The sequence below is a fragment of the Lysobacter humi (ex Lee et al. 2017) genome (assembly GCF_054781815.1).
Genome location: NZ_BAAGTR010000005.1, coordinates 35,700 through 61,141, shown reverse-complemented (window position 1 = coordinate 61,141; position 25,442 = coordinate 35,700). Strand labels below are relative to the sequence as shown.

General features: G+C 70.9%; 22 protein-coding genes. 6 read left to right on the top strand and 16 right to left on the bottom strand.

What is annotated here, in order from left to right; genetic code table 11:
- Window positions 1-104: 104 nt before the first annotated feature.
- Window positions 105-539: a group III truncated hemoglobin gene (locus tag ACYVJJ_RS03975; RefSeq protein ID WP_460831298.1), complete on the bottom strand. Its 435-nt coding sequence runs from the start codon at window positions 537-539 to the stop codon at window positions 105-107.
- 148 nt (window positions 540-687) lie between these two features.
- Between ACYVJJ_RS03975 and ACYVJJ_RS03970 the strand changes: the two genes are divergently transcribed.
- Window positions 688-2,706 (top strand): PAS domain-containing sensor histidine kinase, encoded by a 2,019-nt coding sequence (locus ACYVJJ_RS03970; RefSeq protein WP_460831296.1) that lies wholly within the window; start codon window positions 688-690, stop codon window positions 2,704-2,706.
- 115 nt (window positions 2,707-2,821) lie between these two features.
- Here ACYVJJ_RS03970 and purD read toward each other — a convergent pair whose 3' ends face one another.
- From purD to ACYVJJ_RS03900, 14 genes are all read right to left on the bottom strand, one after another.
- Complete coding sequence (gene purD, locus ACYVJJ_RS03965) at window positions 2,822-4,114, bottom strand: phosphoribosylamine--glycine ligase (RefSeq protein ID WP_460831294.1); 1,293 nt, start codon at window positions 4,112-4,114, stop codon at window positions 2,822-2,824.
- 65 nt (window positions 4,115-4,179) lie between these two features.
- Window positions 4,180-4,980, bottom strand: a complete 801-nt coding sequence (locus ACYVJJ_RS03960; protein WP_460831292.1) for a hypothetical protein — start codon at window positions 4,978-4,980, stop codon at window positions 4,180-4,182.
- Between the two features lie 24 nt (window positions 4,981-5,004).
- Window positions 5,005-6,603 (bottom strand): bifunctional phosphoribosylaminoimidazolecarboxamide formyltransferase/IMP cyclohydrolase, encoded by a 1,599-nt coding sequence (purH, locus tag ACYVJJ_RS03955; protein ID WP_460831291.1) that lies wholly within the window; start codon window positions 6,601-6,603, stop codon window positions 5,005-5,007.
- Between the two features lie 85 nt (window positions 6,604-6,688).
- A complete protein-coding gene (fis, locus tag ACYVJJ_RS03950; protein WP_460831289.1) occupies window positions 6,689-6,955 on the bottom strand; it encodes a DNA-binding transcriptional regulator Fis in 267 nt (88 codons plus the stop codon).
- A 73-nt stretch (window positions 6,956-7,028) separates the two neighbouring features.
- A complete protein-coding gene (locus ACYVJJ_RS03945; RefSeq protein WP_460831287.1) occupies window positions 7,029-8,039 on the bottom strand; it encodes a DUF3426 domain-containing protein in 1,011 nt (336 codons plus the stop codon).
- A 93-nt stretch (window positions 8,040-8,132) separates the two neighbouring features.
- Entirely contained in the window at window positions 8,133-9,050 is a 918-nt protein-coding gene (gene prmA / locus ACYVJJ_RS03940; protein WP_460831285.1) for a 50S ribosomal protein L11 methyltransferase, read from the bottom strand.
- A gap of 12 nt (window positions 9,051-9,062) precedes the next feature.
- Window positions 9,063-10,430: an acetyl-CoA carboxylase biotin carboxylase subunit gene (gene accC, locus ACYVJJ_RS03935; protein ID WP_460831283.1), complete on the bottom strand. Its 1,368-nt coding sequence runs from the start codon at window positions 10,428-10,430 to the stop codon at window positions 9,063-9,065.
- Between the two features lie 104 nt (window positions 10,431-10,534).
- Window positions 10,535-11,017, bottom strand: coding sequence for an acetyl-CoA carboxylase biotin carboxyl carrier protein (gene accB / locus ACYVJJ_RS03930; protein WP_460831281.1), 483 nt, complete (start codon window positions 11,015-11,017; stop codon window positions 10,535-10,537).
- 61 nt (window positions 11,018-11,078) lie between these two features.
- Entirely contained in the window at window positions 11,079-11,546 is a 468-nt protein-coding gene (aroQ, locus tag ACYVJJ_RS03925) for a type II 3-dehydroquinate dehydratase (RefSeq protein ID WP_460831279.1), read from the bottom strand.
- Between the two features lie 96 nt (window positions 11,547-11,642).
- Complete coding sequence (locus ACYVJJ_RS03920) at window positions 11,643-12,242, bottom strand: TlpA family protein disulfide reductase (protein WP_460831277.1); 600 nt, start codon at window positions 12,240-12,242, stop codon at window positions 11,643-11,645.
- Window positions 12,239-14,425: a protein-disulfide reductase DsbD family protein gene (locus tag ACYVJJ_RS03915; protein ID WP_460831276.1), complete on the bottom strand. Its 2,187-nt coding sequence runs from the start codon at window positions 14,423-14,425 to the stop codon at window positions 12,239-12,241. Before ACYVJJ_RS03915 ends, ACYVJJ_RS03920 begins: the two co-directional genes overlap by 4 nt.
- Complete coding sequence (gene cutA, locus ACYVJJ_RS03910) at window positions 14,418-14,741, bottom strand: divalent-cation tolerance protein CutA (protein ID WP_460831274.1); 324 nt, start codon at window positions 14,739-14,741, stop codon at window positions 14,418-14,420. The genes ACYVJJ_RS03915 and cutA overlap by 8 nt, the downstream gene beginning before the upstream one ends.
- A 263-nt stretch (window positions 14,742-15,004) precedes the next feature.
- Window positions 15,005-16,747, bottom strand: a complete 1,743-nt coding sequence (locus ACYVJJ_RS03905; RefSeq protein ID WP_460831272.1) for an endonuclease — start codon at window positions 16,745-16,747, stop codon at window positions 15,005-15,007.
- A gap of 85 nt (window positions 16,748-16,832) precedes the next feature.
- Window positions 16,833-17,231, bottom strand: coding sequence for a helix-turn-helix domain-containing protein (locus ACYVJJ_RS03900; RefSeq protein ID WP_460831271.1), 399 nt, complete (start codon window positions 17,229-17,231; stop codon window positions 16,833-16,835).
- Between the two features lie 581 nt (window positions 17,232-17,812).
- Here ACYVJJ_RS03900 and groES point away from each other — a divergent pair.
- From groES to glnE, 3 genes are all read left to right on the top strand, one after another.
- The gene (gene groES / locus ACYVJJ_RS03895) at window positions 17,813-18,100 is read left to right on the top strand and encodes a co-chaperone GroES (RefSeq protein WP_460831269.1); all 288 of its coding nucleotides are present in this window, start codon (window positions 17,813-17,815) and stop codon (window positions 18,098-18,100) included.
- Window positions 18,101-18,159: 59 nt separating this feature from the next.
- Window positions 18,160-19,803 (top strand): chaperonin GroEL, encoded by a 1,644-nt coding sequence (gene groL, locus ACYVJJ_RS03890; RefSeq protein ID WP_460831268.1) that lies wholly within the window; start codon window positions 18,160-18,162, stop codon window positions 19,801-19,803.
- Between the two features lie 553 nt (window positions 19,804-20,356).
- Window positions 20,357-23,131 carry a bifunctional [glutamate--ammonia ligase]-adenylyl-L-tyrosine phosphorylase/[glutamate--ammonia-ligase] adenylyltransferase gene (glnE, locus tag ACYVJJ_RS03885; protein ID WP_460831267.1) on the top strand — a complete coding sequence of 925 codons (2,775 nt, stop codon included), beginning with the start codon at window positions 20,357-20,359 and terminating at the stop codon, window positions 23,129-23,131.
- Here glnE and ACYVJJ_RS03880 read toward each other — a convergent pair.
- On the bottom strand, window positions 23,125-24,102 hold the full coding sequence (locus ACYVJJ_RS03880) for a mitochondrial fission ELM1 family protein (RefSeq protein WP_460831265.1): 978 nt from the start codon (window positions 24,100-24,102) through the stop codon (window positions 23,125-23,127). The genes glnE and ACYVJJ_RS03880 overlap by 7 nt on opposite strands.
- An 88-nt stretch (window positions 24,103-24,190) precedes the next feature.
- On the opposite strand from ACYVJJ_RS03880, the gene ACYVJJ_RS03875 reads away from it, so the two are divergent.
- Window positions 24,191-24,781, top strand: a complete 591-nt coding sequence (locus ACYVJJ_RS03875; protein ID WP_460831264.1) for a malonic semialdehyde reductase — start codon at window positions 24,191-24,193, stop codon at window positions 24,779-24,781.
- A gap of 21 nt (window positions 24,782-24,802) precedes the next feature.
- The gene (locus ACYVJJ_RS03870; protein WP_460831262.1) at window positions 24,803-25,441 is read left to right on the top strand and encodes a YceI family protein; all 639 of its coding nucleotides are present in this window, start codon (window positions 24,803-24,805) and stop codon (window positions 25,439-25,441) included.
- Window position 25,442: the final 1 nt, after the last annotated feature.

Here is a 25,442-nt window from a genome sequence, read left to right as displayed (position 1 = left end):
GATCGGCGCGAATCTAGCAGAGGCCGATGGCCGCGCCGCGGCGTGATGCAGGCCGCCGGGGGCGAAGCGGGGGGCGGCAGCGGATCGACGCGCCGCGCCGTGCGTCAGTTTGCGTCGCGTGCGCCGGCCGCCGGCGCGCCCACGATCGGCAGGCCGAGCGGGCGCTTGGGCGCATCAATGCCCAGGCCGTACATCAGGCTGCGGGCGATCCGCTGCGCATGCTCGACGAACTGCGCCGCGTGCACGGGCGGCAGCTCGGCCTGCACGGTGGCGGTCCACAGCGCCAGCCAGTCCGCGAAGTGGCCGGCGTCGATCGGATGCGGACGATGCAAGGCCATCGGATGGCCGCGGTAGCTCCCCGTCTTCAGGGCGATCGACGACCAGAAGCGCACGAGCGTGGCCTTGTGCTCCGGCCAGTCGTGAACCGCGGGCACGAAGACCGACCCGAGCGTGGGATGCGCCTGCACGGCGTCGTAGAAGCGATCGACGACCCGAGCGATGTCGGCTTCGGTGAGGGCGGGCGGATCGGCAGTCGGCATGCCGGCATTGTCCGCCGGCCCGGCGCTCGGTGGGGCGTCCGGTGGCTGCGCCGTGGGGGGCGACCGCACATCGGGCGGTCGCCCCCCACGGGGACACCGGCGCGGCCGAGCCGTCATACTGTCGCCCCTCAATCGCGCGGCGGCCGACGTGCACGTTCCGTTCGACGCGCTGTTCCACGCGTCGCCCAATGCCTACATGGTGGTGGACCGCGAGCTGCGGTTCCTCGAGGCCAACCGCGCCTACGAGCTGCTGACCGGCGTCGATCGCGGGCAGCTCCTCGGCCGCGGCCTCTTCGAGCTCTTTCCCGGCAGTGCCAATCCCGACGGCACCGACCAAGCGGCGATCCTGCGCCAGTCCATCGAGCGCGCCTTCGCCACCGCCGAGCGCGACACGCTCGCGCTGATCCCCTACACGATCGAAGCGCAGACGCCCGACGGGCCTGCGGTGGACGTGCGCTACTGGAGCGCGACCCACACGCCGCTCCGCGATGCGGCGGGCCGGGTCGTCGCCGTCATGCAGCACACCACCGACGTGACCGAGGTGCAGCGCCTGCGCGAAGCCGTCCGCCGGGCGCGCGAGTCGACCGGGCTCACCGCGGAGCAGCTGGAAGGCGGCGTGCTCTCGCGCGCCGCAGCCGTGCAGCGCGACAACGTGCGCCTGTCCGCGCGGCAGGCGTTCCTGATCGACCTGTTCGAACAGGCCCCCGGGTTCATGGCCGTCCTTCGGGGGGCCGACTATGTCTTCGAACTCGCCAATGTCGCGTACGAGGGGCTGGTGGGTCGCACGGGCATCGTCGGCCGGGGCGTTCGCGACGTGCTGCCCGAGGTGGCGGAACAGGGTTTCATCGCGCTGCTCGACCAGGTGCGCGAGACCGGCCGCGCCTTCGTGGGCCGGGGCATGCCGGTGGTGCTGCGGACCGGCGACGGCGGCCAGCGCACCGCCTACGTGGACTTCATCTACCAGCCCGTCCGCGATGCGGACGGCGCCGTCGAGGCGATCTTCGTTCAGGGTGCGGACGTCACCGATCGCGAGACCGCGTTCATCGCGCTGCGCGAGAGCGAGAACCGCTTCCGGACCATCGCCGACCTGGTGCCGCAGATGGTCTGGTCGACGCGGCCGGACGGGCACCACGACTACTACAACCGACGCTGGTACGACTTCACCGGCATGCCGCCCGGCAGCACCGACGGCGAGGCCTGGAACGGGATGTTCCATCCCGAGGACCAGGACCGTGCATGGGACCGCTGGCGCCACAGCCTCGCCACCGGCGAACCCTACGAGATCGAGTACCGGCTGCGCCATGCATCCGGTGAATACCGCTGGGTGCTGGGCCGTGCGTTGCCGGTGCGCGATGCCGACGGCCAGATCGTCCGCTGGATGGGCACGTGCACGGAGATCCACGAGCAGAAGCGCGTCCAGGAGATGCTCGAGCGCAGTGAGGCGGCACTCCGCATGGCGGACCGGCAGAAGGACCAGTTCCTCGCGATGCTGGCGCACGAGCTGCGCAATCCCCTCGCGCCGATCGCCACCGCCGCGCAGCTGCTGCAGATGGCGCCCGATCGCGTGGACAGCGTGCGCCACGCGGCCGAGATCATCAGCCGCCAGGCCATGCACATGCGCAGCCTCGTCGAGGACCTGATGGACGTCTCGCGCGTCACGCGCGGGCTGGCCACGCTGCAGTTGCAGCCGGTGCGGCTCGGCGACGTCGTCGCCGCGGCGGTCGAGCAGACCGCGCCGCTCGCGACGCGGCGCGGGCACCGGCTGGAGGTGGTCGATGCGTCGCCGGGCCTGGCGCTGCGCGCCGATCCGCTGCGGCTCACCCAGATCCTCGCCAACCTGCTCAACAACGCGGTCAAGTACACGCCGCCGGGCGGCGAGATCGTCGTCGAGGTGCTGCGCGACGGTGGCGAGGCGGTGATCCGCGTGCGCGACACGGGCGTCGGCATGGACGAGGCGCTGATCGCGCGCGTCTTCGACCTGTTCGCGCAGGCCGAGACCACGCCGGAGCGCCACGAGGGCGGCCTCGGCATCGGCCTGGCGCTCGCGAGGAGCCTGGCGCAGCTCCATGGCGGGCGGCTCGTCGCGAGCAGCCCGGGGCCGGGTCGTGGCTCGACGTTCGAGTTGCGGCTGCCGCTGCAGGCGCCGGGGGCCGTGGCGCAGGCCTGAGAGCGGCGTGGCGGAGCGCGTCGCGAAACGCGCGGCTTTTCGCGAGTCGTTCCGTCCGACGGGCGAGGCCGGCGATAGCGAGCCGGCGCGCGATCGCGGCGCCGGCAGCCGCCGCTCAGGCCTCCACGCCCTCGCGCGCGACGGCCCGCCAACCGATGTCGTGACGATGGAATTCGCCGTCCCACGAGACGCCGGCGACGAGCGCGTACGCGCGGTCCTGCGCCTGCGCCACGGTCTCGCCGAGCGCGCAGCAGCACAGCACGCGCCCGCCCGCGGTCTCGACGTGCCCGCCGACCAGCCGCGTGCCGGCGTGGAAGATCTTGCTGCCCGGCTCCTCGGGCACGTCCCAGGCGCTGATCACGTCGCCGGTGCGTGGCGTGTCCGGATACCCGGCCGCCGCCATCACCACGCCCAGCGACGCGCGCGGATCCCACTGCGCCTCGACCGTGTCGAGCCGGCCCGCGATCGCCGCCTCGACGAGGTCGACGAGATCCGACTGCAGGCGGAGCATCACCGGCTGCGTCTCCGGATCGCCGAAACGCACGTTGAACTCGATCACCTTCGGCGCGCCGGCCGCGTCGATCATCAGCCCCGCGTAGAGGAAGCCGGTGAACGGCACGCCATCCGCGGCCATGCCGCGCACCGTGGGCTCGACCACCTCGCGCATCACGCGCGCATGCACCTCGGGCGTCACCACCGGCGCCGGCGAATACGCGCCCATGCCGCCGGTATTCGGGCCCGTGTCGCCATCGCCGACGCGCTTGTGGTCCTGGCTCGTCGCCATCGGCAGGGCGATGCGGCCGTCGACCATCGAGATGAAGCTCGCCTCCTCGCCGTCGAGGAATTCCTCGATCACCACGCGCGAGCCGGCGTCGCCGAAGGCATTGCCGGCGAGCATGTCGCGGACCGCGGCCTCGGCCTCGTCGAGGGTCATCGCGACGATCACGCCCTTGCCGGCGGCGAGCCCGTCGGCCTTGATGACGATCGGCGCACCCTTTTCGCGCACGTGGGCGAGGGCCGCGTCGACTTCGCTGTGGACCGCGTAGTGCGCGGTCGGAATGCCGTGGCGGGCGAGAAAGTCCTTCGCGAAGGCCTTGCTGCCCTCGAGCTGCGCGGCCGCGGCGGTGGGCCCGAAGATGCGATGGCCCGCGGCGCGGAAGCGGTCGACGACGCCGGCGACCAGCGGGCCCTCCGGCCCGACGAGGGTCAGCGAGATCCCCTGGTCGGCGACGAGCGCGAGCAGGCCGTCGATGTCGGTGGCGCGCACGTCGACGTTGCGGCACTTGGCCTCGCGCGCGGTGCCGGCATTGCCCGGGGCGACCAGCACTTCGGATACGCGCGCCGACTGCGCGAGCTTCCAGGCCAGCGCGTGCTCGCGACCGCCCGAACCGATGACGAGGATCTTCATGCCGGCGCTACCGTTCTGCGAAGCGGCGGATTCTACGTGAGCACGCGGGCGCGCCGCGGTGCCGTTCAGTACGCGACTTCGCAGCCGCGCCGCTCGAGCTCGCCCGGCGCGGGCCGGTAGGCGCCGTCGCGCCAGGGCAGCCGGAGGCTGTTGCGCACGGCCCGTCCCGCGCGTCGGCCCGAGACCTCCACGCGCAGGTCGAAGTGGCCGTCGCGCACGGGGCGTTCGACGTCGGGGACGATGCGGCAGTCGAGATCGACCTCGGCGCGTCGGCAGGCGGCGCTGTCGACCTCGTGGTCGCAGGCGCCGCCGTTGCTCACGTGCCCGCGCAGCGCGAGCACCTGCACGAACGTGCCGTCGCGCGCGACGTGCAGGCTGAGGTCGTCGCTCGTCCAGCCCATTCCGGAGTAGGGCGAGCCGAGCAGGAACGCCTGCCGGCCCGGGCCGATCGCGATCAGGTCCACGGACCCCGGATTGCCCATGCTGCCCGTGCCGACATCGCGCAGGCGCGCGACCACGCCGGCGACGTCGGCCTTCGGCGCGAGCAGCCAGAGGTCCACGGTGCCGGGGTCGGGATGGCCCGCATCGGCATAGGCCGTGCACACCGCCACCGCACGGCGCCCGGCCGCATCGGCCGGGCCGAGCGCGCAGACGCGACGCTCGCCGTCCGCGCCCGCCGTGCCGGGCCGCGCCTTCCACGGCGCCGCAAGGGCCACGGGCTCGCGATACTCGACCTGGAGCGCGCGCCGCACGGCGTCGTCGTCGACGGCCTGCACAGGCGCCGGCGCGGCCGCGCGCGGCCCCTGCCCGAAGGCGAGCACCGGCGCGAGCAGCAGCCCCGGCAGAAGCATCGACGACGTGCGCATCATGAGTTCCTTCGCAGCCGTCGATCAGTGGCGGAAATGGCGGATGCCGGTGAAGACCATTGCGAGGCCGTGCTCGTCGGCGGCCGCGATCACCTCGGCATCGCGCATCGAGCCGCCCGGCTGGATGACCGCCTTGATCCCGGCCTCGGCCGCGGCATCGATGCCGTCGCGGAACGGGAAGAAGGCATCCGACGCCATCACCGAGCCCGGCACGACGAGCCCGGCGTCGTTCGCCTTGATGCCGGCGATGCGCGCGGAGTAGACGCGGCTCATCTGGCCCGCGCCGACGCCGATCGTGCGGCCGCCCGACGCATAGACGATCGCGTTCGACTTCACGTACTTCGCCACGCGCCAGGCAAACAGCAGGTCGGCGAGCTGCGCCTCCGTCGGTGCCACCGTCGTGACGACCTTCAGCTCCTCGCGCGTCACCTCGCGGATGTCGGCGGTCTGCATCAGCAGCCCCGAGCCCACGCGCTTGACGTCGACGTTGTTGCGGCCTTCGCCGTGCGGAATGCGCAGCACGCGCACGTTGGCCTTTTTCGAAGCAACGGCGAGCGCAGCGTCGTCGTAATCCGGCGCGATCAGCACCTCGACGAACTGGCGATCGAGGATCGCCTTCGCGGTCGCGCCATCGAGCGGGCGGTTGAAGGCGATGATGCCGCCGAAGGCGGACGTCGGATCGGTTGCATAGGCCAGCTCGTACGCCTGTGCGTTGTCGGCCGCCTCGGCCACGCCGCAGGGATTGGCATGCTTCACGATCACGCAGGCCGACCCCTCGAACTGGCGCACGCATTCCCAGGCGGCATCGGCATCGGCGAGGTTGTTGTAGCTCAGCTCCTTGCCTTGCAGCTGCGTGAACGTGGCGAGCGTGCCCGGCACCGGCCACAGGTCGCGGTAGAACGCGCCCTGCTGGTGCGGGTTCTCGCCGTAGCGCAGGTCCATCACCTTGATGAAGCTGCCGTTGGCCTGCTGCGGGAACGGCGAGCGGCAGGCGACATCGTTCTCGCCCACTTCGACGATCGACGACAGGTAGTCGCTGATGCAGGCGTCGTACTGCGCGACGCGGTTGAACGCGGCGACGGAAAGCCTGAAGCGCGTGGCCGCCGACAGCGCACCGTCGCTCGCATCGAGCTCGGCGAGGAGCGCGTCGTATTGCGCGGGGTCCGTGGCGACGGCGACGCGCGCGAAGTTCTTCGCCGCCGAGCGCAGCATGGCCGGGCCGCCGATGTCGATGTTCTCGACGATCTCGTGCATCGGGGCGTCCGGGTTCACCGAGACCTTCTCGAACGGATACAGGTTCAGCACCAGCAGGTCGATCGCGCCGATGCCGTGCGCCGCCATCACCGCATCGTCGGTGCCCGCGCGGCCGAGCAGGCCGCCGTGCACGATCGGATGCAGCGTCTTGACGCGGCCGTCCATCATCTCGGGAAAGCCGGTGACGTCGCTGACGTCGCGCACGACCAACCCCGCCTCGCGCAGCGCCTTCGCGGTGCCGCCGGTGGAGACGAGCTCGACGCCATGGCGCGCGAGCGCCTGCGCGAGCGGCAGCAGACCGGTCTTGTCGGAGACGGACAGCAGGGCGCGGCGGATCTTCACCGACGGGCCGTTCAAGGCAGCGGTCATGGCGTGGGGGCGGTGTGGGGAAGCCACGAATTATAGCGGCGTGGCCCCGCGCGGCCGGACGCCGCTCTCAGCAGCAGCGCGTGGATCAGCTGCTCAGGCCGTACTCGCGCAGCTTCTTGCGCAGCGTCGCGCGATGGATGCCGAGCATCTGCGCGGCGCGGCTCTGGTTGCCGTCGCAATGGCGCAGCACCTCGACGAACAGCGGGATCTCCAGCTCGCGCAGCGCGATCTCGTAGAGCCCCTCCGTGTCGCAGCCGTCGAGGTCCCCGAGGAAGCGCCGGATCGACACGGCGACGTGCTCGCGCAGCGGGACATGGGCGGGGAGGTCGAGTTCGGCGACGGCGGCGTTCAAGCGGGCCTCGGGACTGCAGGCGATCGGCGCGGAAGTCTAGCCGGGCGACGTCGCGCAGGCCCGCGCGACGGTCTCATTTCAGCTGGAAGTCGAACGACACCACGCGCGCGGCCGGTTCGCGGACGTCGAAGGCGATGTCGACGCTCGCACGCGGCGCCACGAGTGCTTCGGAGGCGCCGGCGTAGTCCCGCGGCGGCACCGCGCGCGCGCCGACCACACGGCCGTCGATGTCCGACAGCTGCAGCACGACGACCGGCAGCGGCTGCGGCCACTGCGCATCGTTGCGCACGGTGGTGGTGACGCGCAGGACGCCCGGACGACGCGGATCCGGGCGCACGCCGCGGGCGAGCATCGCGAACGCGGCGGGCTCGCGCCATGGCGGCAGCACGCAGCCGAGCACCGAGCAGGCCGCGGCGACGACCGGCCGCCAGCGCGCATCGCGCGCGAGCTCGTGGCGCTGCGCCAGCAGGAGCTGGACGGCGAGCAGGAGCGCGAGGGCCGCGGTCGCGGCGATCGCCGGCCACCGGCGGGCGCCTGCGGTACGGCGTGCCGCAACGCGGCGCGCGAAGGTCGGGGCGTCGTGCGCTCGGGGTGCACTCGCTTCGTCGTGCTTGTCGACTTCGGGGAGCGCCGGATCCATCGCGGCGGCGGCGTGGGCCTGCTGCGCCGCCGCGACCCCTGCCGTCGCTTCGTCCGCGGGCGCATCGTGGGGCACGCTGGCCGTCGTCCAGGACGATGCCTCCGCGCGCGGTTTCCCGGCGTCGGACGACATCGTTTCACCCGCGGTCGGCGCGTGCGCGTCGCGCCTCACGTCAGGCGTCGAGCGCGCGCTCGAATCGTCTGGGTGCTGCAGCGGATCGACCGCCGCGGCGTCGGTGCGCGGGCGGCGGAGCGACGGCACCCCGGTCGCGGCGTCGGTACGCGGCGCCAGCCCGTTCACGGCCGCAGGTTCGCCGCGCGCCGGGTCCAGCGTGTCGGCCGTCGCTTCGACGAGTGCGCTACCACAGCGCGGGCAACGCTGGCTCGCCTCGCGCCCGCGGATCAGGGCAACGAGGAATCCGCAGTTGGGGCAGGGTTTGAACATTCGGCTACTCGACCCGGGGCTTCACGGACGGTGGGCACCCGCCGGCAGGCGATGTCGATGTCATGGCGTGCCCTGCCCGGATGTCGCGTAATCCTAGCGTCGTCGGCCGCTGATGCGGACCCAGTCGTCCTGCCGCGCGACCTCGATGGCCTCCAGCGCGTCGGCGTAGGCGGCGATCACGTCGTCCTCCTGGCCCGTGAGGATGCCGGACATCGCGAGATGCGCACCCGGCGCGCAGCGCGAGACGATCGTTCCGCGCAGGTCGATGAGCGCGGTGGCGAGGATGTTGGCGACGACCACCGGATACGTCGTCACGGGCTCGTCCTGCGGCAGGTACACGGCCATGCGGGCATCGACGCCGTTGCGCCCGGCATTGTCGAGCGTGGCGGTGACCGCCTGCGGATCGTTGTCGACGCCCACCGCATGCGCGGCGCCGAGCTTGAGCGCGGCGAGCGCGAGGATGCCCGAACCGCAGCCGAAGTCGAGCACGGTCGCATCGTGCAGCACGGCGTCGTTCGCGAGCGTGTCGAGCCATTCCAGGCACAGCGCCGTCGTCGGATGCGTGCCGCTGCCGAAGGCGAGCCCGGGATCGAGCCGCACGACGGCGGCGTCGGCGGCATCGGCGCCTTCGGGCAGGTCATGGTTCCAGGGGACGATCCACGTGCGCGCGCCGAACTTCAGTGGCGCGTACTGGTCCATCCACGCGCGTTCCCAGTCCTGGTCCTCGACGTCACGGAACTCCGCGCGCGACCAGTCGAGCCCTTCGTCCGCGGCGGCGAGCGCATGCAGCAGGCCCTCGCGCGGCGTGCCGGCCTCGAACAGCGCGGTGAGCACCATCTCGCCCCACAGCGGCTGCTCGCCGACGCCGGGCTCGAAGATCGCCTGCTCGTCGGGCGCATCGGCATGCGCGTCGACCAGGGTGACGGCGAGCGCGCCGACATCCTCGAGCGCACGCTCGTAACGCGGCTGCTGGGTCTCGGTGCAGGGCAGGGACAGTTCGAGGAAGGGCATGGGCGAGGACGATCAGCCGATGGCGATCGCCTTCTCCTTCTGTTCCTTCAGGCGCTTTTCGAGGTAGTGGATGTTCTGGCCACCCTGCTGGAATCCGGCGTCGCTGAGGATGCGCTGCTGCAGCGGGATGTTGGTCTTGATGCCGTCGACGACCATTTCGTTGAGCGCCACGCGCATGCGCTGGATCGCGATCTCGCGCGTGGGGCCGTGCACGATCAGCTTGCCGATCATCGAGTCGTAGTTCGGCGGCACGCGATAGCCTTCGTAGATGTGGCTGTCGACGCGCACGCCCGGGCCGCCCGGCGCGTGGAAGTGCTGGATCAGGCCGGGGCAGGGCATGAACGTGTCGGGATCCTCCGCATTGATGCGGCACTCGATCGCGTGGCCCTCGAGGACGATGTCCTCCTGCTTCAGGCGCAGCTTCTCGCCGGCGGCGATGCGCAGCTGCTCGGTGACCAGGTCGATTCCGGTCACCAGCTCGGTCACCGGATGCTCGACCTGGATGCGGGTATTCATCTCGATGAAGTAGAAACGCCCGTTCTCGAACAGGAACTCGAACGTGCCGGCGCCGCGGTAGCCGATGCGGATGCAGGCCTCGACGCAGACCTTGCCGATCTCCGCGCGCAGCTCGGGCGTGATGCCCGGCGCCGGCGCTTCCTCGACCACCTTCTGGTGGCGGCGCTGCATCGAGCAGTCGCGCTCGCCGAGGTGGATCGCGTTGCCCTGGCCATCGGCGAGGACCTGGATCTCCACGTGGCGCGGGTTCTCCAGGAACTTCTCCATGTAGACCATGTCGTTGCCGAACGCGGCCTTGGCTTCCTGCTTGGTCGTCTGGATCGCGGTGACGAGCGCGGCCTCGGTGTGCACGACGCGCATGCCGCGCCCGCCGCCGCCGCCGGCGGCCTTCACGATGACCGGATAGCCGATCTCGCGCGCGATCTTCACGTTCTCCGCGGGGTCGTCCCCGAGCGGGCCGCCGCTGCCGGGTACGCAGGGCACGCCGGCGGCCTTCATCGCGCGGATCGCCTCGACCTTGTCGCCCATCAGGCGGATCGTGTCGGCTTTCGGGCCGATGAAGATGAAGCCGCTCTGCTCGACGCGCTCGGCGAAGTCGGCGTTCTCGCTGAGGAAGCCGTATCCGGGATGGATCGCCTGCGCGTCGGTCACCTCGGCGGCGGCGATGATCTGCGCCATGTTGAGGTAGCTCTGCGCGGACGCGGCCGGTCCGATGCAGACGGACTCGTCCGCCATCGCGACATGCTTCAGGTTGCGGTCGACGGTGGAATGCACGGCGACCGTGCGGATGCCGAGCGCGTGGCACGCGCGCAGGATGCGCAGCGCGATTTCGCCCCGGTTTGCGATTACGACTTTGTCGAGCATGGTGGGTTCCGGCGGGCGGACGCACGAGGCATCCGCGGAAGGCGCAGGGACAGGCGGGCTCATGCCGGAGCCGATGCGCGTGGCGTCATCGGCTCGGCGGTGCCTCAGCCGATCACGAACAGCGGCTGGTCGAACTCGATCGGCTGGCCGCTCTCGACGAGCACCTTGAGCACGGTGCCCGACACGTCGGCCTCGATCGGGTTGAACATCTTCATCGCCTCGATGATCGCGAGCGTCTCGCCGGCCTTGACCTGCTGCCCCACGCTCACGAATGCCGGCTTGTCCGGCGCGGGCGACGCGTAGAACGTGCCCACCATCGGCGCGCGCACGACGTGGCCGTCGGGCATGTCGCCACCGGCCTTCGCGCTGCCGCCGGTCGCGGCCTCCGACGGGCTGCTCATCGGCATCGGGCGCTCGGCCTGCGGCTGCGGCGCGTGCTGCATCGGCGCCGGCGCGTAGGCGTACTGCACCGGGCCGGTGCTCGTGCGTGCCAGGCGCACCGTCTCCTCGCCCTCCTTGATCTCGATCTCGGAGAGGTTGCTCGCCTCGAGCAGGTCGATCAGCTTCTTGATTTTCCGCAGGTCCATGTCGGGCCTCTAGGTGGAATGCGTCGGGAACGCCGCGGATCACGCGGCGATCGGGTGGAGATCAGGAACGGTTGGCCTGCGAGGCCGCGCGCTTGTCGAGCCAGATCAGCGCGGCGTCCATCGCGAAGCGGTAGCTGTCGGCGCCGAAGCCGGCGATCACGCCCATCGCGAGGTCGCTGAAGTAGCTGTGCTTGCGGAACGGCTCGCGCGTGTGCGGATTCGACAGGTGCACCTCGATGAAGGGCAGGTCGACCGCGGCGATCGCATCGCGCAGCACCACGCTGGTATGCGTAAGGCCGGCGGGATTGATGATCAGGAAGGCGGTGCCGTCGCCGCGCGCGGCGTGCAGGCGGTCGACCAGCTCGTGCTCCGCGTTCGACTGCATCGACTCGAGCGTGTGGCCGTGCGCTTCGGCGTCCAGGCGCAATGCGCGGTCGATCGCGGCGAGCGAGGTGCGCCCGTAGATCCCGGGCTCGCGCTCGCCGAGGAGGTTGAGATTGGGGCCATGCAGGACCAGCAGCTTCGCCATGACCGGACTCCCCTCGCACGTCGGACGCGGCAGTCTGCGCCACCGCGTGAAGGGTGTCCAGACGTTCGCCACCGTATCGCCGACGATGGGCGAAATTCAATCGCGGGTTTGAAGCGTGTCCACGTCGCGGGCCCAGTCGTCGAGGTCCGGCGCCTCGAGCGGGCCGACCCACTGGCGCAGGATGCGGCCGTCGCGGGCCACGAGCACGCTGTAGGGCAGCACGCCGCGCGGATTGCCGAGGCGCACGCCCGCATCCGCCGTGCCCGGGGTCTCCACCAGCACCGGATAGCGGACGGGCGTACGCGCCAGGAAGGCACGCACGGCGGCCGCGTCATCGAGCGCGATGCCGACCACTTCGATGCCGTTCGGTGCCTGCGAACGCGCGAAGCGGTCGAGCAGCGGCATCTCCTTGATGCACGGGCCGCACCAGCTCGCCCAGACGTTCACGAGCAGCGGACGGCCCGGGGCGATCGCGTGCAGGTCGCGCGGCTGGCCGTCGAGACCCGGAAGCGAGATCGCCGGCAGCCGGTCACCCACACGTGCGACCGGCACCGGGGCCGACGCATCCGGCGCGCGCAGCAGGTAGTCCTGCCCGACGCCGGTACGCGCCAGCCAGCTGCGGTCGACGGACAGGCTCGCGAGCAGGCCGAGGCCGCCGGCGATCGCCGCGGCGGCGAGGACGTGCCCGGTCTTCACGGCGCGGCGCCGGTGAGCGCCGCCTCGAGTGCGCCGGCGGTCAGCACCGTCGGCAGCACGCGCGGCTCGCCGCCTTTCGGATAGACCACGTAGAGCGGCACGCCGACCGCGCGATGCGACTGCAGGAAGGCGGTGAGCGCGGGGTCGACGTCGGTCCAGTCGCCGACCATGTAGACCGCGCCGGTGCGCTGCATGAGCTCGCGGAATGCCGGGCGCGCGAGCACCGTGCGCTCGTTGGCCTTGCAGGTCACGCACCAGTCGGCGGTCACGTTGACGAACACCGTGCGGCCCGAGCCACGCAGCGAGGCGAGGCGCTCGGCGGAGAACGGCACGCGGTCCTCGGCGACCGTCCGGTTCGCGGACGGCTCCGGCCGCGGCAGGCCCTCGATCGTGACGAGTGCGAATCCGGCGATCACCAGCCCGGTGAGAAGCCCGGTCAGGCCCCAGGCGCGTCGCGCATCGCGTGCGCGGTTCCACGCCCAGGCCGCGAACGCGAGCGCGACCATCGCCACCAGCCCCCAGCCGATCGCATCCGCGCCGCGCTGCCGGCCGAGTACCCACAGCAGCCACGCCGCCGTGAGGTACAGCGGGAACGCGAGCGCCTGCTTGAGGGTCTCCATCCACGCCCCGGGTCGCGGCAGCCGCGCCGCCAGGGCCGGCACCGTGCCGATGAGAAGGAACGGCAGCGCGAGGCCTACCCCGAGCATCAGGAATACCGCGAGGGCCATCGGCGCCGGCGCGACGAAGGCCCAGGCGAGCGCCGGGACCATGAAGGGGGCCGTGCAGGGCGTCGCGACCACGACCGCGAGCACGCCGGTGAAGAAGTCTCCCGCGAGCCCCTCGCGCGCGGCGAGCGACTGGCCCGCGCCAACCCAGCGGCCGCCGAGATGCCACAGGCCCGACAGGCTCAGGCCGAAGACGAACATCACCAGCGCCAGCATCGCCACCACCAGCGGCTGCTGCATCTGGAAGCCCCAGCCGAGTGCCTGCCCGGTCTGGCGCAATCCGAGCGCGAGCACGCCGAGCGCCAGGAAGCTGAGCACCACGCCGGCGGTGTAGGCGAAGGCATGGCGTCGCGCATCGGCAGGCGTGCCGCTCTGGGTGAGTGCGAGCGCCTTCAGCGACAGCACCGGCAGCACGCAGGGCATCAGGTTGAGCACGAGGCCGCCGAGCAGCGCGAACAGCAGCGCGGTGCCGATGCCGGCGAGCGCCTCGCCCGTGGATCCGGCGGCATCCGTGACCGCTGCGGTCGCCGGGCGCACCGGTCGCGCACCGACGTCGCCACGCGGCAGGTCGACCGACACCGTGCGCGTCATCGGCGGATAGCAGATGCCGTCGGTCTGGCAGCCCTGGAACGTCGCGATCAGGCGCAGGCGCAGCGGGCCGGGCGTGCGACGGATGATCGGCAGCGGCACGTCGACGGTGTCGAAGTAGACCTGCACGTCGCCGAAGTGCTCGTCCCGATGCGGCGTGGCGGCAGGCCAGCGCGGTTGGCCCAGCGTGAGCCCGGCCGAGCGGCTCTCGGCGTCGAGGCGCAGCGTGGTGCGGTCGCGATAGAGGTAGTAGCCCCGCGCCGGCGCGAAGCGCAGCAGCACGGTGTTGCCGTCGCCCGCGATCGCCTCGAAGCCGAAGGCCTGCGCCTCGGGCAGGGGCATGGCATCGACGCCGGCGCCCGGCGCACCGAACGGCGCCCCGCCGAACGGCATGGCGCGCGCGAGCCCGCCCGCCGCAGCCGGCAGCTCCACCGCGATCCGGCGCGTCTGCGGTGGATAGCAGATGCCGGCGTCGGCGCAGCCCTGGTACTTCACCGTCAGCACGGTGCGCGCCGCGCGCGGCGTGCCCGGCAGCAGCGCGACGAGCGCGCCGCGGTAGGTCTCGACCGGGCCGAAGAACTCGTCGGTGTAGGCCTTGCCCTTGGGCAGGCGCAGCGCGCCGGCCTCGAAGCCCGGATCGCTCGCGACCGACATGCGGTGACGATAGAGGTAGTAGCCCGGCGCGATCGTCCAGCGCAGCTCGATGCCCGCCTCGGTGCTGCGCGTGGTGAGCGCGAAGGCCTCGTCCACCGGCAGCAGGTCGTCGAGGCTCACCGCTGCGCGCGCCGGGGCGAACGCGGCGAGCAGGCACAGCACGAGGGCGGCGAGCGCGGCGCGCAGGCCGTGCGGAAAGCGGAGCAGGTCAGGCATCGGCACGGCTCTGGGCGACGACCCAGTCGAGGTATTCGGGGAGTCCGCCGCAGGCTTCGACCGCCAGCAGCTCGGGCAGTTCATACGGATGGAGTGCGCGGACGGAGGCGATCACGGCATCGAGGCGATCCGTCGCCGTCTTGATCAGCAGCAGGACTTCCTGCGCCTGTTCGACACGGCCTTCCCAGCGATAGGTCGAGCGCAGGGCGGGCAGCTGCTGGACACAGGCCGCGAGGCGCGCGTCCACGAGCGCGGTGGCGATGCGGTCAGCGACCTGCGCGTCCGGGCAGGTGCAGTGGACGACGAGGGCGGGCATCGGGCGATTGTACCGGCCGCGTCCGGGCAGCCCGGGCGCGCAGGTCGCATTGCCTATGTCCGACGCGCATGACGCGCCCGGCGCGGCGTCGGCGATCGAGGCGTGCAGGTGCCGCGCCGGGCGCCGCGACGCAGTGCGCAGTGCGTGCGCGTCGCGGTCCATTGCAGCGCAACACCGGAGCGAGCTCGGCGGCGATCACCCATGCAGACGCGACGACGCCCGCCGGATCGCGGCGGGCGTCGGTGATCGCGTGCGGTGATCGATCAGTTGAGCTGGCAGGTCGCCGGCTTCGTGGACGTGAACAGGGCCGCGGTCGCCCACTCCGGGTGGTCGACGAACGGATTGCGGTTGCCCTGGAACTGCGCGACCACCTCGTGGCGGTTGCGCTCGAGCGTGTCCGGCGGATCGGCCTGATGCCATGCGAGCAGCGTCGAGAGCAGGCCCATGTAGGCCGGCGAGGCCGACGTGATCACGATCTTCGAGCGGTCGTCGGTCATCTCGAGGTCCGGCTCGCCCTGGCCGCGCGAATCGGTGCCGCCTTCGTAGCGCATCGCCATGTAGAGCACCGCGCGCGCGAGGTCGCCCTTGCGGCGGCCCCAGGCCTGGAACGAGCCGGCGTTGCCGTCCGGCCCCTGCACCCAGTTGGAATTGCCCGGGTAGACACCCGTGCCACCGCCTGCGCCGGCGTTGAGTTCGGTCGCGCGCTCGCCGCAGCCGCCCGACGCCGCGCAGTTCGCATACGGCTTGTTGCCGCGATCGGCGTTGTAGGTGGTGTCCGACAGATACAGCATGTGCAGGTCGGTGTACGGCGCGTGCGGCAGGCCGAGATCACCCGTCGCCGAGCCGAAGCCGAGCGAGTTCGGCCACGTGTGCTCGCGGTTGTAGGTGATGCCCGTGCCGGTGCCTGCCCGCTCGCTGCCCTTGAGGTAGCTGCGGTTGCGGTAGACGTCGAGGATGCGGTTGGACGATGCCGGATCCTCGTCCGCGATCTCCAGCACGTCCCACGTGTCGGTGGTGCTCGCGCTGTACGGATAGACCGTGTGGTTCCGGATCGTCGCGTGGATCGAGCAGCGCAGCTGGCTCGCGCTCGAGGTGTTCACCTTCGACCAGTAGCCTGCGGTGGCATTGGCGACGGTGAAGCTCGCGGTGGTGTTCGCCGCCGGCCGCGCACCGCCCGCATCGGTGATGCCCGATGCATTGACGGTGAGCGTGCAGGTCTCGCCGCCGCGCAGCACGGTCGTCTTGCTGAGCGTGAAGCTGGTGCCGCTCGTGGCATGCGAAAGCGCGACCGCACCCGACAGGCTGCATTGCAGCGCGAACGCACCACTCGAGGCGGTGACCGGCTCGCTGAAGCTCACCGCGAGGTCGGCCGCGCCGGCCACGCCGGTCGCGCCATTGGCCGGCGTGGTCGACGTCACCGACGGGGGCGTGTTCGGTGCGCCGAAGGTCTGGCCGCGGTTGCAGGCGCCGAAGGTCTGCGTCGCCGAAGCGTTCCAGCCGAAATTCGAATAGCCGGTGCCGGTACCGCCGAGCTGCAGTGACGTACCCGCCGCGGTCGTGCCGGCTTCGGCGACCGGCAGGTCCTGGCTCGTGCGCCCGCCCGCAGGCCCGCCCGATCCGGTGATCGCGCCCTCGTAGCTGACGAACTGCACCAGCTGGCCGCTGGCGTTCACCAGGGCGATGCCGTCGTTCGGCCCGTTCTGGATGCCGTTGCTCGCATAGCTGACGACCGCGATGCGCACCTGCGCGCCACAGGTGACCAGGCTGCCGGCCGGCACCGGATCGTTGTCGTAGGCCACCGCGGCCGACGGCGTCGAACCGTTGTAGAGGTGCACCCGGTAGCCCGAGAGGCTCTCGCCCGCGGTAGCCACGATCTCGACCCGCTCGCCGACGTCGCCGGCCGACGTCGCATCGTCGTAGTGGATCTCGTTGATGAAGACCGCCGCCGGCGAGGCGAGCGGTGCGGCGGCGAGCAGCAGGGGGGCGAGGCGGAACGACAGGCGCATCGTGAGCTCCGGGCGGGGGAAGCCGGCGATGCTACGGCCGCCGCGTGACCGTTTCGGGACCGTTTGTCCGTTTATGGCGAATCGCTCAGGGCATCGGGCGCCGGGCGCGCTTGCCGCTGCGGAGCTCGGCCATCTGTTCCATGAGTTCCACCAGCGGTGCGCGGCTGCGCGCGGAGATCTGGCGGAACGCCGCGATCAGGCGCAGTTCGAGGCTGTCATCGATCAGTGTGCCGTCGGCCGCCGCCACGTCCTCGAGCGTCTCGTCGGCCGACAGCGCCATGCGGCCGCGGCCCGTGGCGAGCCATTCGAACTGCACCCCCGTGGTGGTCGCGACGCGCCGGAGGTTCGCCATGCTCGGGGACTTGCCATCCACCGCCTCCCAATGGCTGACCGCGCTGCGCTGCACGCCGACGGCCTTGGCGAGGCCGGATTGGGACAGGCCTGCGTGCCGGCGGGCCAGTCGGATGCGTTCCTGGGCGTTCATGGGGCTCCAAAGTGACGCACTGCGTCACATGAATGCAGCGGCAGGTCGGTGGTGCTATCGATGCTAACGCAGCTACCAATTTCTACGTCACCTTGTCTGAAAACGATAGCTGACTAGCGATTAAACGGTAGAGATTAGGGGAAAAACGCGACACTGTGCCCATGCGCTACCGAAGTTCACCATCGATCGCCCGGGGTGCCACTAGTCATGGGTGACGCGGCGAGGCCACAATCGCCCCACGTCGACAGGAAGTCGATCGGACATGGGGTCAGGTACTGGAGAGGCGCGCTGGATCGCGCGAGCTTGGATAGCCAATCTCCTGCACCAGAGAGCGCGTTTCTTCGGGACGCGCTCTTTTTTTGCGCCCGCGTCCGGGGTGGCCCGCCAGCCGGCACCACCGACCTGCCGACGAAATTTCGATGAACGCCCCTTGAAAGCCGCGCGGGGCGTCCCATATCCCGCCCCGTCCGCAATGCGGGCGTTCTGCGGCCGGACTTTGGCACTCGCCTTGTCCGACTGCTAAAATTTCCCGTCTTTTGCCGTAATTTCAACTACTTACAATTCCATCCGGAGGTTCGTGCATGAACATCAAGCCGCTCTACGACCGCGTGGTCATCAAGCGCATGGAAGAAGAAAAGGTCTCGGCCGGTGGCATCGTCATCCCCGACTCGGCCACCGAGAAGCCGATCAAGGGCGAAGTGATCGCGGTCGGCGAGGGCAAGGCCTTCGACAACGGCTCCGTGCGCGCTCCCAAGGTCCAGGTCGGCGACAAGGTGCTCTTCGGCAAGTACAGCGGCACGGAAGTGAAGCTGGACGGCAACGAGTTCCTGGTGGTGAAGGAAGACGACATCTTCGCGATCCTCGGCTGATCGCGTCCTTCCGCATCCCGAAATTTCCCACGAACAACTTTTAGCTAGAGGTCACTGCAATGGCTGCCAAGGAAATCCGCTTCGGCGAAGACGCGCGCACCAAGATGCTGCGCGGCGTGAACGTTCTCGCGAACGCCGTCAAGGCGACGCTCGGCCCGAAGGGTCGCAATGTCGTGCTCGAGAAGAGCTTCGGCGCCCCGACGATCACCAAGGACGGCGTGTCCGTCGCCAAGGAGATCGAGCTCGCCGACAAGTTCGAGAACATGGGCGCGCAGATGGTCAAGGAAGTCGCGTCCAAGACGTCCGACAACGCCGGTGACGGCACCACCACCGCCACGGTCCTGGCGCAGGCGCTGATCCGCGAGGGCATGAAGGCGGTCGCCGCCGGCATGAACCCGATGGACCTCAAGCGCGGCATCGACAAGGCGGTCACCGCCGCCGTCGAGGAGCTGAAGAAGATCTCTAAGCCGTCCTCGACCAGCAAGGAAATCGCCCAGGTCGGCGCGATCTCGGCCAACTCCGACCAGAACATCGGCGACCTCATCGCGCAGGCGATGGACAAGGTCGGCAAGGAAGGCGTGATCACCGTCGAGGACGGCTCGGGCCTGGAGAACGAGCTCGACGTCGTCGAGGGCATGCAGTTCGACCGCGGCTACCTCTCGCCTTACTTCATCAACAACCAGCAGTCGATGCAGGCCGAGCTGGACGACCCGTTCATCCTGCTGCACGACAAGAAGATCTCGAACGTGCGCGACCTGCTGCCCGTCCTCGAGGGCGTGGCCAAGGCCGGCAAGCCGCTGCTGATCATCGCCGAGGAAGTCGAAGGCGAAGCCCTGGCGACGCTCGTCGTCAACACGCTGCGCGGCATCGTCAAGGTCTGCGCCGTCAAGGCGCCGGGCTTCGGTGACCGTCGCAAGGCAATGCTGGAAGACATGGCGATCCTCACGGGCGGCACCGTGATCTCCGAGGAAGTCGGCCTGCAGCTCGAGAAGGCCACGATCAAGGACCTCGGCCGCGCGAAGAAGGTGCAGGTCTCGAAGGAGAACACCACCATCATCGACGGCGCGGGCGAGACCTCGGGCATCGAGGGCCGCATCAAGCAGATCAAGGCGCAGATCGAGGAGACCTCCTCCGACTACGACCGCGAGAAGCTGCAGGAGCGCGTCGCGAAGCTCGCCGGTGGCGTGGCCGTGATCAAGGTCGGTGCCTCGACCGAGATCGAGATGAAGGAGAAGAAGGCGCGCGTCGAAGACGCCCTGCACGCGACGCGTGCGGCCGTCGAGGAAGGCATCGTGCCGGGCGGCGGCGTCGCGCTGCTGCGCGCGCGTGCGGCGATCTCGGGTCTCACGGGCGTCAACGAAGACCAGAACCACGGCATCCAGATCGCCCTGCGCGCGATGGAAGCCCCGCTGCGCGAGATCGTGACCAACGCCGGCGAAGAGCCGTCGGTCATCGTCAACAAGGTGAAGGAAGGCAACGGCTCGTACGGCTACAACGCCGCCACGGGCGAGTATGTCGACATGCTGGAAGCCGGCATCCTGGATCCGACCAAGGTCACGCGCACCGCGCTGCAGAACGCGGCGTCGATCGCCGGCCTGATGATCACGACCGAGGCGATGGTCGGCGAGCTGCCGAAGAAGGACGAGCCGGCCATGGGTGGCGGCGCGGCCGGTATGGGCGGCATGGGCGGCATGGATTTCTGATCGGCGCCAGACGGGACGCGCAGGCGGCGCAGTTCCAACGCGTCGCCGCGCGCTCCGTGAGTCGCACGTCGTCCAAAGAGGTATCGCAAGACGAAAAGCCCCGCCTCGTGCGGGGCTTTTCCTTGTGCGTGCCAGCCACGTCGCGGTCGCCGCGTGCGTCGCGGTCGTCCGCTACGGGCTAAGCGGACCATTGCGTGACCGCGCAGCAGTTCTCGACGTCGACCTCCCGACCATGCTCCGGTTTCTGCGCAGCTGGGTCGACGGCATCCCGTGTCCAAGCCCATCAATACCGCGTACCGCTGCTCGCCCGAACTGAGGCGGTCGGGCACCAAGCCCTTGATAAATCAGGGGTATCTCTTGGCCGGCGGGCCTTTAATTCTATCGGTCCCTGAACGATAAAGATTTTGCTGCAGCGCAGCGTGCATTCCCCGTCACGCCCATTTAACAGTAGACCTGCACCCGACGTGGGGGAGGGAGCAAGGCCCACTGCCGGCAACGGCAGTGGGCTTCTTTTTGTCCGGAGCGTCAGCGGCTGCATGACAGAATCGTGGGCATGAGCCTGCCCGACGGCGCCGATCCCCTGCAGTCCCGCATCGATCGCGCCTGGCAGCGCCTCGGCGTCCAGGCCGAGGCCGATCGGCAGCGCATCGCGGCCGTCGCCGTCGCGAGCGACTTCGCGATCGACACGCTCGCGCGCGATCACGTGCTGCTGAAGCGCCTGCTCACCGACGACGGCATCGCGCCGACGCCGGTCCCCGAGCTCGATCCGACACGGCCCGAGGCATGGCCCGAGCAGCTGCGCCGCTATCGCGCCGCGGAGTCCACGCGGCTCGTCTGGCGGGACGTGCTCGGCCTCGACGATGTTGACGCGACGCTCGCCGGCAGCACCGCGCTCGCCGAGCGCTGCCTGCAGCTCGCGCTCGCCGCGCTGGAGCAGGCCTTCCGCGAGCGACACGGCGTGCTGCGCGACGCAGCGGGGCGCGAGGTGCGCTTGGTCGTGTTCGGGCTCGGCAAGCTCGGTGGCGGCGAGCTGAACTTCAGTTCCGACGTTGATCTCGTCTACGCCTTCGATGAACCCGCGACGTCGGATGGTGCACGGCCGCTCGACGCCGAGCCCTACCTCACGCGCCTCGGCCAGCAGCTCGCGAAGCTGCTCGACGAGGTCACGCCCGACGGCTTCTGTCATCGCGTCGACCTGCGCCTGCGGCCCTTCGGGACGTCCGGGCGGCTGGTCTGGTCGTTCGCCGCGCTGGAGCAGTACTTCCAGCGCGAGGGCCGCGACTGGGAGCGCTACGCCTGGCAGAAGGCGCGACCGGTGGCGGGCGACATCGAAGCCGGTGAGCGCTTTCTCGCGACGCTGCGGCCGTTCGTCTACCGGCGCTACCTCGACTTCGGCGCGCTCGACGGCCTGCGCGAGATGAAGGCCTCGATCGCCGCGGAGGTAGCACGCCGCGAGCTCGTCGACGACATCAAGCGCGGCCCCGGCGGGATCCGCGAGGTGGAGTTCCTCGTGCAGGCACTGCAGCTGATCCGCGGCGGACGCGAGCCGGCGCTGCGCGAGCGTCGCCTGCTGCCGGCGCTGCGTGCACTCGTCGAGTCCGGCCACATCGATCCCGTAACCGGCGATGCGCTCGCCGACGCGTACCGCATGCTCCGCCGGGTCGAGAACCGGCTGCAGATGCTGGGCGATGCACAGACGCACGCCTTGCCGACCGATGACGAGGCACGGCTGCGCATCGCGCGCGGGCTGGGGCATGCCGACTGGGGCGGGTTCGCGGCCGGGCTCCAGGCGGTCCGCGGCCGCGTGGCGGCGGAGTTCGCGGTGCTCCTCGCACCGCGCGAACGCACCGAAGCGCCCGATGCGCTCGCGACCTACTGGCGCGCGCTACCGACCGACGGCGATGCGGGCGTGCTCGCCGATGCCGGCTTCGACGCGGCGGCCGAGGCCGATACGCTCCTGCGCGATTTCGCGCGTGCGCCGGCCGTGCAGGCACTGTCGGACAGTGCGCGCGCGCGCCTCGATCGCGTCATGCCGGCGCTCCTCGCCGCGGCGTGCGCGTCGCGCGAGCCGATGCTCGCGCTTCGTCGCCTGCTCGCGCTCGTGGCCAACATCCTGCGGCGCAGCGCCTACCTCGCGCTGCTCGACGAACAGCCCGCCGCGTTGTCGCGCCTGGTCGACGTCGTCGCGCACAGCGCGCTGCTGGCCGAGCGCCTCGCCGCGTACCCGCTTCTGCTCGACGAATTGCTCGATGCGCGCATCGCCGGCGCGGCGCCGGATCGCGAGAGCCTCGCACGGGCCTGCCGCGCGGCGGTCGATGGGCTCGACGACACCGAGCATGCGCTGCGCGCGCTCAACGAGGCGCGACAGGCGCTGAGCTTCCGCATCGCGATGGCCGTGCGCGACCGTCGACAGACGGCGGCGGAAAGCGCGCGGCAACTCGCCTGGCTCGCCGACGCTGTGGTCGATCGCGTGGTAGACCGTGCCCGGGCCGAGATGTGCGCGGCGCACGGCGAAGTGCCTGGCGCACGCTTCGCCGTGCTCGGCTACGGCAGCCTGGGCGGCGAGGAACTCGGCTTCGGCTCGGACCTCGACCTCGTCTTCCTCTACGACGCCGCATCGGACGCCGAGTCCGACGGTGCGCGCCCGCTCGATGCGCAGCGCTGGTTCGCGCGCTTGGCGCAGAAGGTCGTCGCGCTGCTCGGTGCACCGACGGGCGCCGGGCGCCTGTTCGACGTCGACGTGCGCCTTCGCCCCGACGGCGCGAAAGGCCTGCTGGTCTCCAGCCTGGCGAGTTTTTCGGGTTACCAGCGCGAGCGCGCCTGGACGTGGGAGCATCAGGCGCTCGTGCGCGCCCGCTGCATCGGCGGCGATGCTTCGCTGTGCGCGGACTTCGAGGCGCTGCGCGCCGGCGTGCTCGCGCGACGCCGGCGCTGGGACGAGGTGATGCGCGACGTCGCAGCCATGCGCCAGCGCATGCGCGGCGAGCTCGACCGCTCCACGCCCGGGGTCTTCGATCTCAAGCAGGGCGAAGGCGGGCTCGTCGACCTCGAGTTCGTACTGCAGGCGCTCGTGCTCGCGCATGCGGCGGACGCTCCGTCACTGCTGGCGCCGCGCAACACGCGCGAGCTGATCGCAGTGGCCGCGGGCGCGGGGCTGCTGTCGATGCAGCTGGCGCAACCGCTGGCCGAGGCGCATGCACTGCTGCTCGCACGCGGGCTCGACTGCACGCTCGACCGCCGCGCGCGCCGCATAGCGGTCGATCCGTCCATCGATGCGGCGCGGGCGATCGTGCGCGAGGCCGCGCGGGCCTGCGGCCTGCACTACTGAGCCGCGTCGAGTCCCAGGCGCTCGCGCAGCACCGCGGCGACGCGCGCGGTCTCGCGCAGCGGCTCGGCCTCGAACGGCGGCAGCGCTGCATCGAAGACGCGCAGCCGACCGCGCTCGCGCAGCTCGTGCAGGAAGCGCCGCGGGCGCCCGCGCGCGCGGTCGAGGCCCACGACGTAGACCGGCGCGCGCGTGGCGCAGGCCTCGGAGACCATGTTCACCGAGTCCGCGGTGCAGACGACGCGGTCGGCCCAGCCGAGCAGCGCCGCATACGGATTGCGGCCGTCGACGGAACCCGTCCAGACCAGGCCCGGCAGTCCGCCGAGGCCGCGGCGCACGCGCTCGACCAGGGTGGGCGGCGTACGGCGCGACGTCGTCGCCAGCACGCTGCCGCCGTGCTGCTCGATCCAGCCGCGCACGTCGCGCAGGCGGCGGTCGAGCTCCCGGGTGCGCAGGCGCACGTCGTCGGTCGGCCCGCCCACCAGGAGCGTCACGCGCGGGCCCGGCAGCTCGCCGAGCTTCGCGAAGGCGGCGCGTGCGGCACCGAGCCAGGTGTCGGTAACGGGATTCAGGCTGCCGATGAGGTCGAGCACGTTCGCCCCGCGCAGACGGTCGTGGCGCGGCGCGACGACGGCGTCCCAGTGCGAAGGCGTGATCCGCGGATCGAGGATCTGCACGGCGCGCGCACCGCGCTCGCGCAACAGCCGCGTGGCCAGCGCCGCCTGGCGGCCGCAGCCGATGACCAGCGTGGAGGCGAGGTCCGCATCGCCCAGGCGCTCGGCGAAATCGCCACCGAAGGCGCCCTCGCTGCCGGGCAGGCGGCGAGGCGCGGCCCAGCGCCACGGCAGGCGCGGCTGAAGCGCGATGTCGTGCAGCGGCAGTCGCAGTGCATCGCCGAGCGCGCGCGCCTGGCGCAGGTTGCCGGCGTGGCCGTCGGTGAGGGTCCAGATCCGGGAGAGGGGCGGGCGTTGCACGGGGCGATCGATGCGTTCCGGCCGACGGCCGGCCGGCTCCGGGGGGCAGACTCTACACTGCGACTCCCCCTTTCCACGGAGTTCCCGGATGTCGCAGCCCCTGCCGCCGGAGGCCCTCGACCAGCTGTTCCGCACCGCGCGAACGCACAACCGCCTTACCGGCGACGTGCCGGACGCGACCCTCCACGCGCTCTACGAGCTGGTGAAGTACGGCCCGACGACGGCGAATGCCTCGCCCGCGCGCTTCGTCTTCGTCAAATCGCCGGAGGCCAAGAAGCGGCTCGAGCCGGCGCTCGACGAAGGCAACCGCGCGAAGACGATGGATGCACCGGTCACCGTGATCGTCGCACACGACCTCGCCTTCTACGAGAAGCTCCCGTACCTCTTCCCCCACACCGATGCGAAGTCGTGGTTCGAGGGGAGCCCGGAGGCCAAGCTCGAGACCGTCGCGCTGCGCAACGGCTCGCTCCAGGGTGCGTACCTGATCCTCGCCGCACGCGCGCTCGGCCTCGACACCGGTCCGATGTCCGGCTTCGACAACGCGAAGGTCGATGCCGAGTTCTTCGCCGGCACGCGCATCCGCTCCAACTTCCTCGTGAACCTCGGGCAGGGCGATGCCGCCCATATCTTCGCCCGCTCGCCGCGGCTGTCGTTCGACGAAGCCGCGCAGATCCTCTAAGCGTTCCTACCGGAGACTCCCATGTTCAAGCGCCTCACTCTCGCCATCGCATTGGCCACGGCCGCCACCATCGCCGTCGCCGCACCGGTCAGCTACAAGATCGATCCGAACCACACCGACGTGGTCGCCAGCTGGAGCCACCTCGGCTTCTCGAACCCGGTCGCGCACTTCGGCCAGGTCGACGGCACGATCGTCTACGACGCCGAGAACGTCGGGGCGTCGAAGGTCGAGGTCACGATCCCGCTCGCGGGCCTGAACTCGCATGTCGAGGCCTTCGACAAGCACCTGCGCAGCGGCGACCTGTTCGACGCGGAGAAGTTTCCCACCGTCACGTTCCGCAGCACCAAGGTGGAAGCGGCGGGCGCCAACCGCCTGCGCGTGACCGGCGATCTCACCATCCGCGGCATCACCAAGCCGGTGGTACTCGCCACCACGCTGAACAAGATCGGCGAGCACCCGATGGCCAAGCGCCAGGCGATCGGCTTCGACGCCACGACGACCATCAAGCGCAGCGACTTCGGCATCAGTTACGCGGTGCCGGCGGTCAGTGACGAGATCCGCATCCGCATCACCACCGAGGCGATGGTGCCGAAGGCGGAGGGCGCCGCGGCGGCGCCTGCGCGCGTGCGCACCTCGCTGCCGCCGAAGAAGACGAACTGAT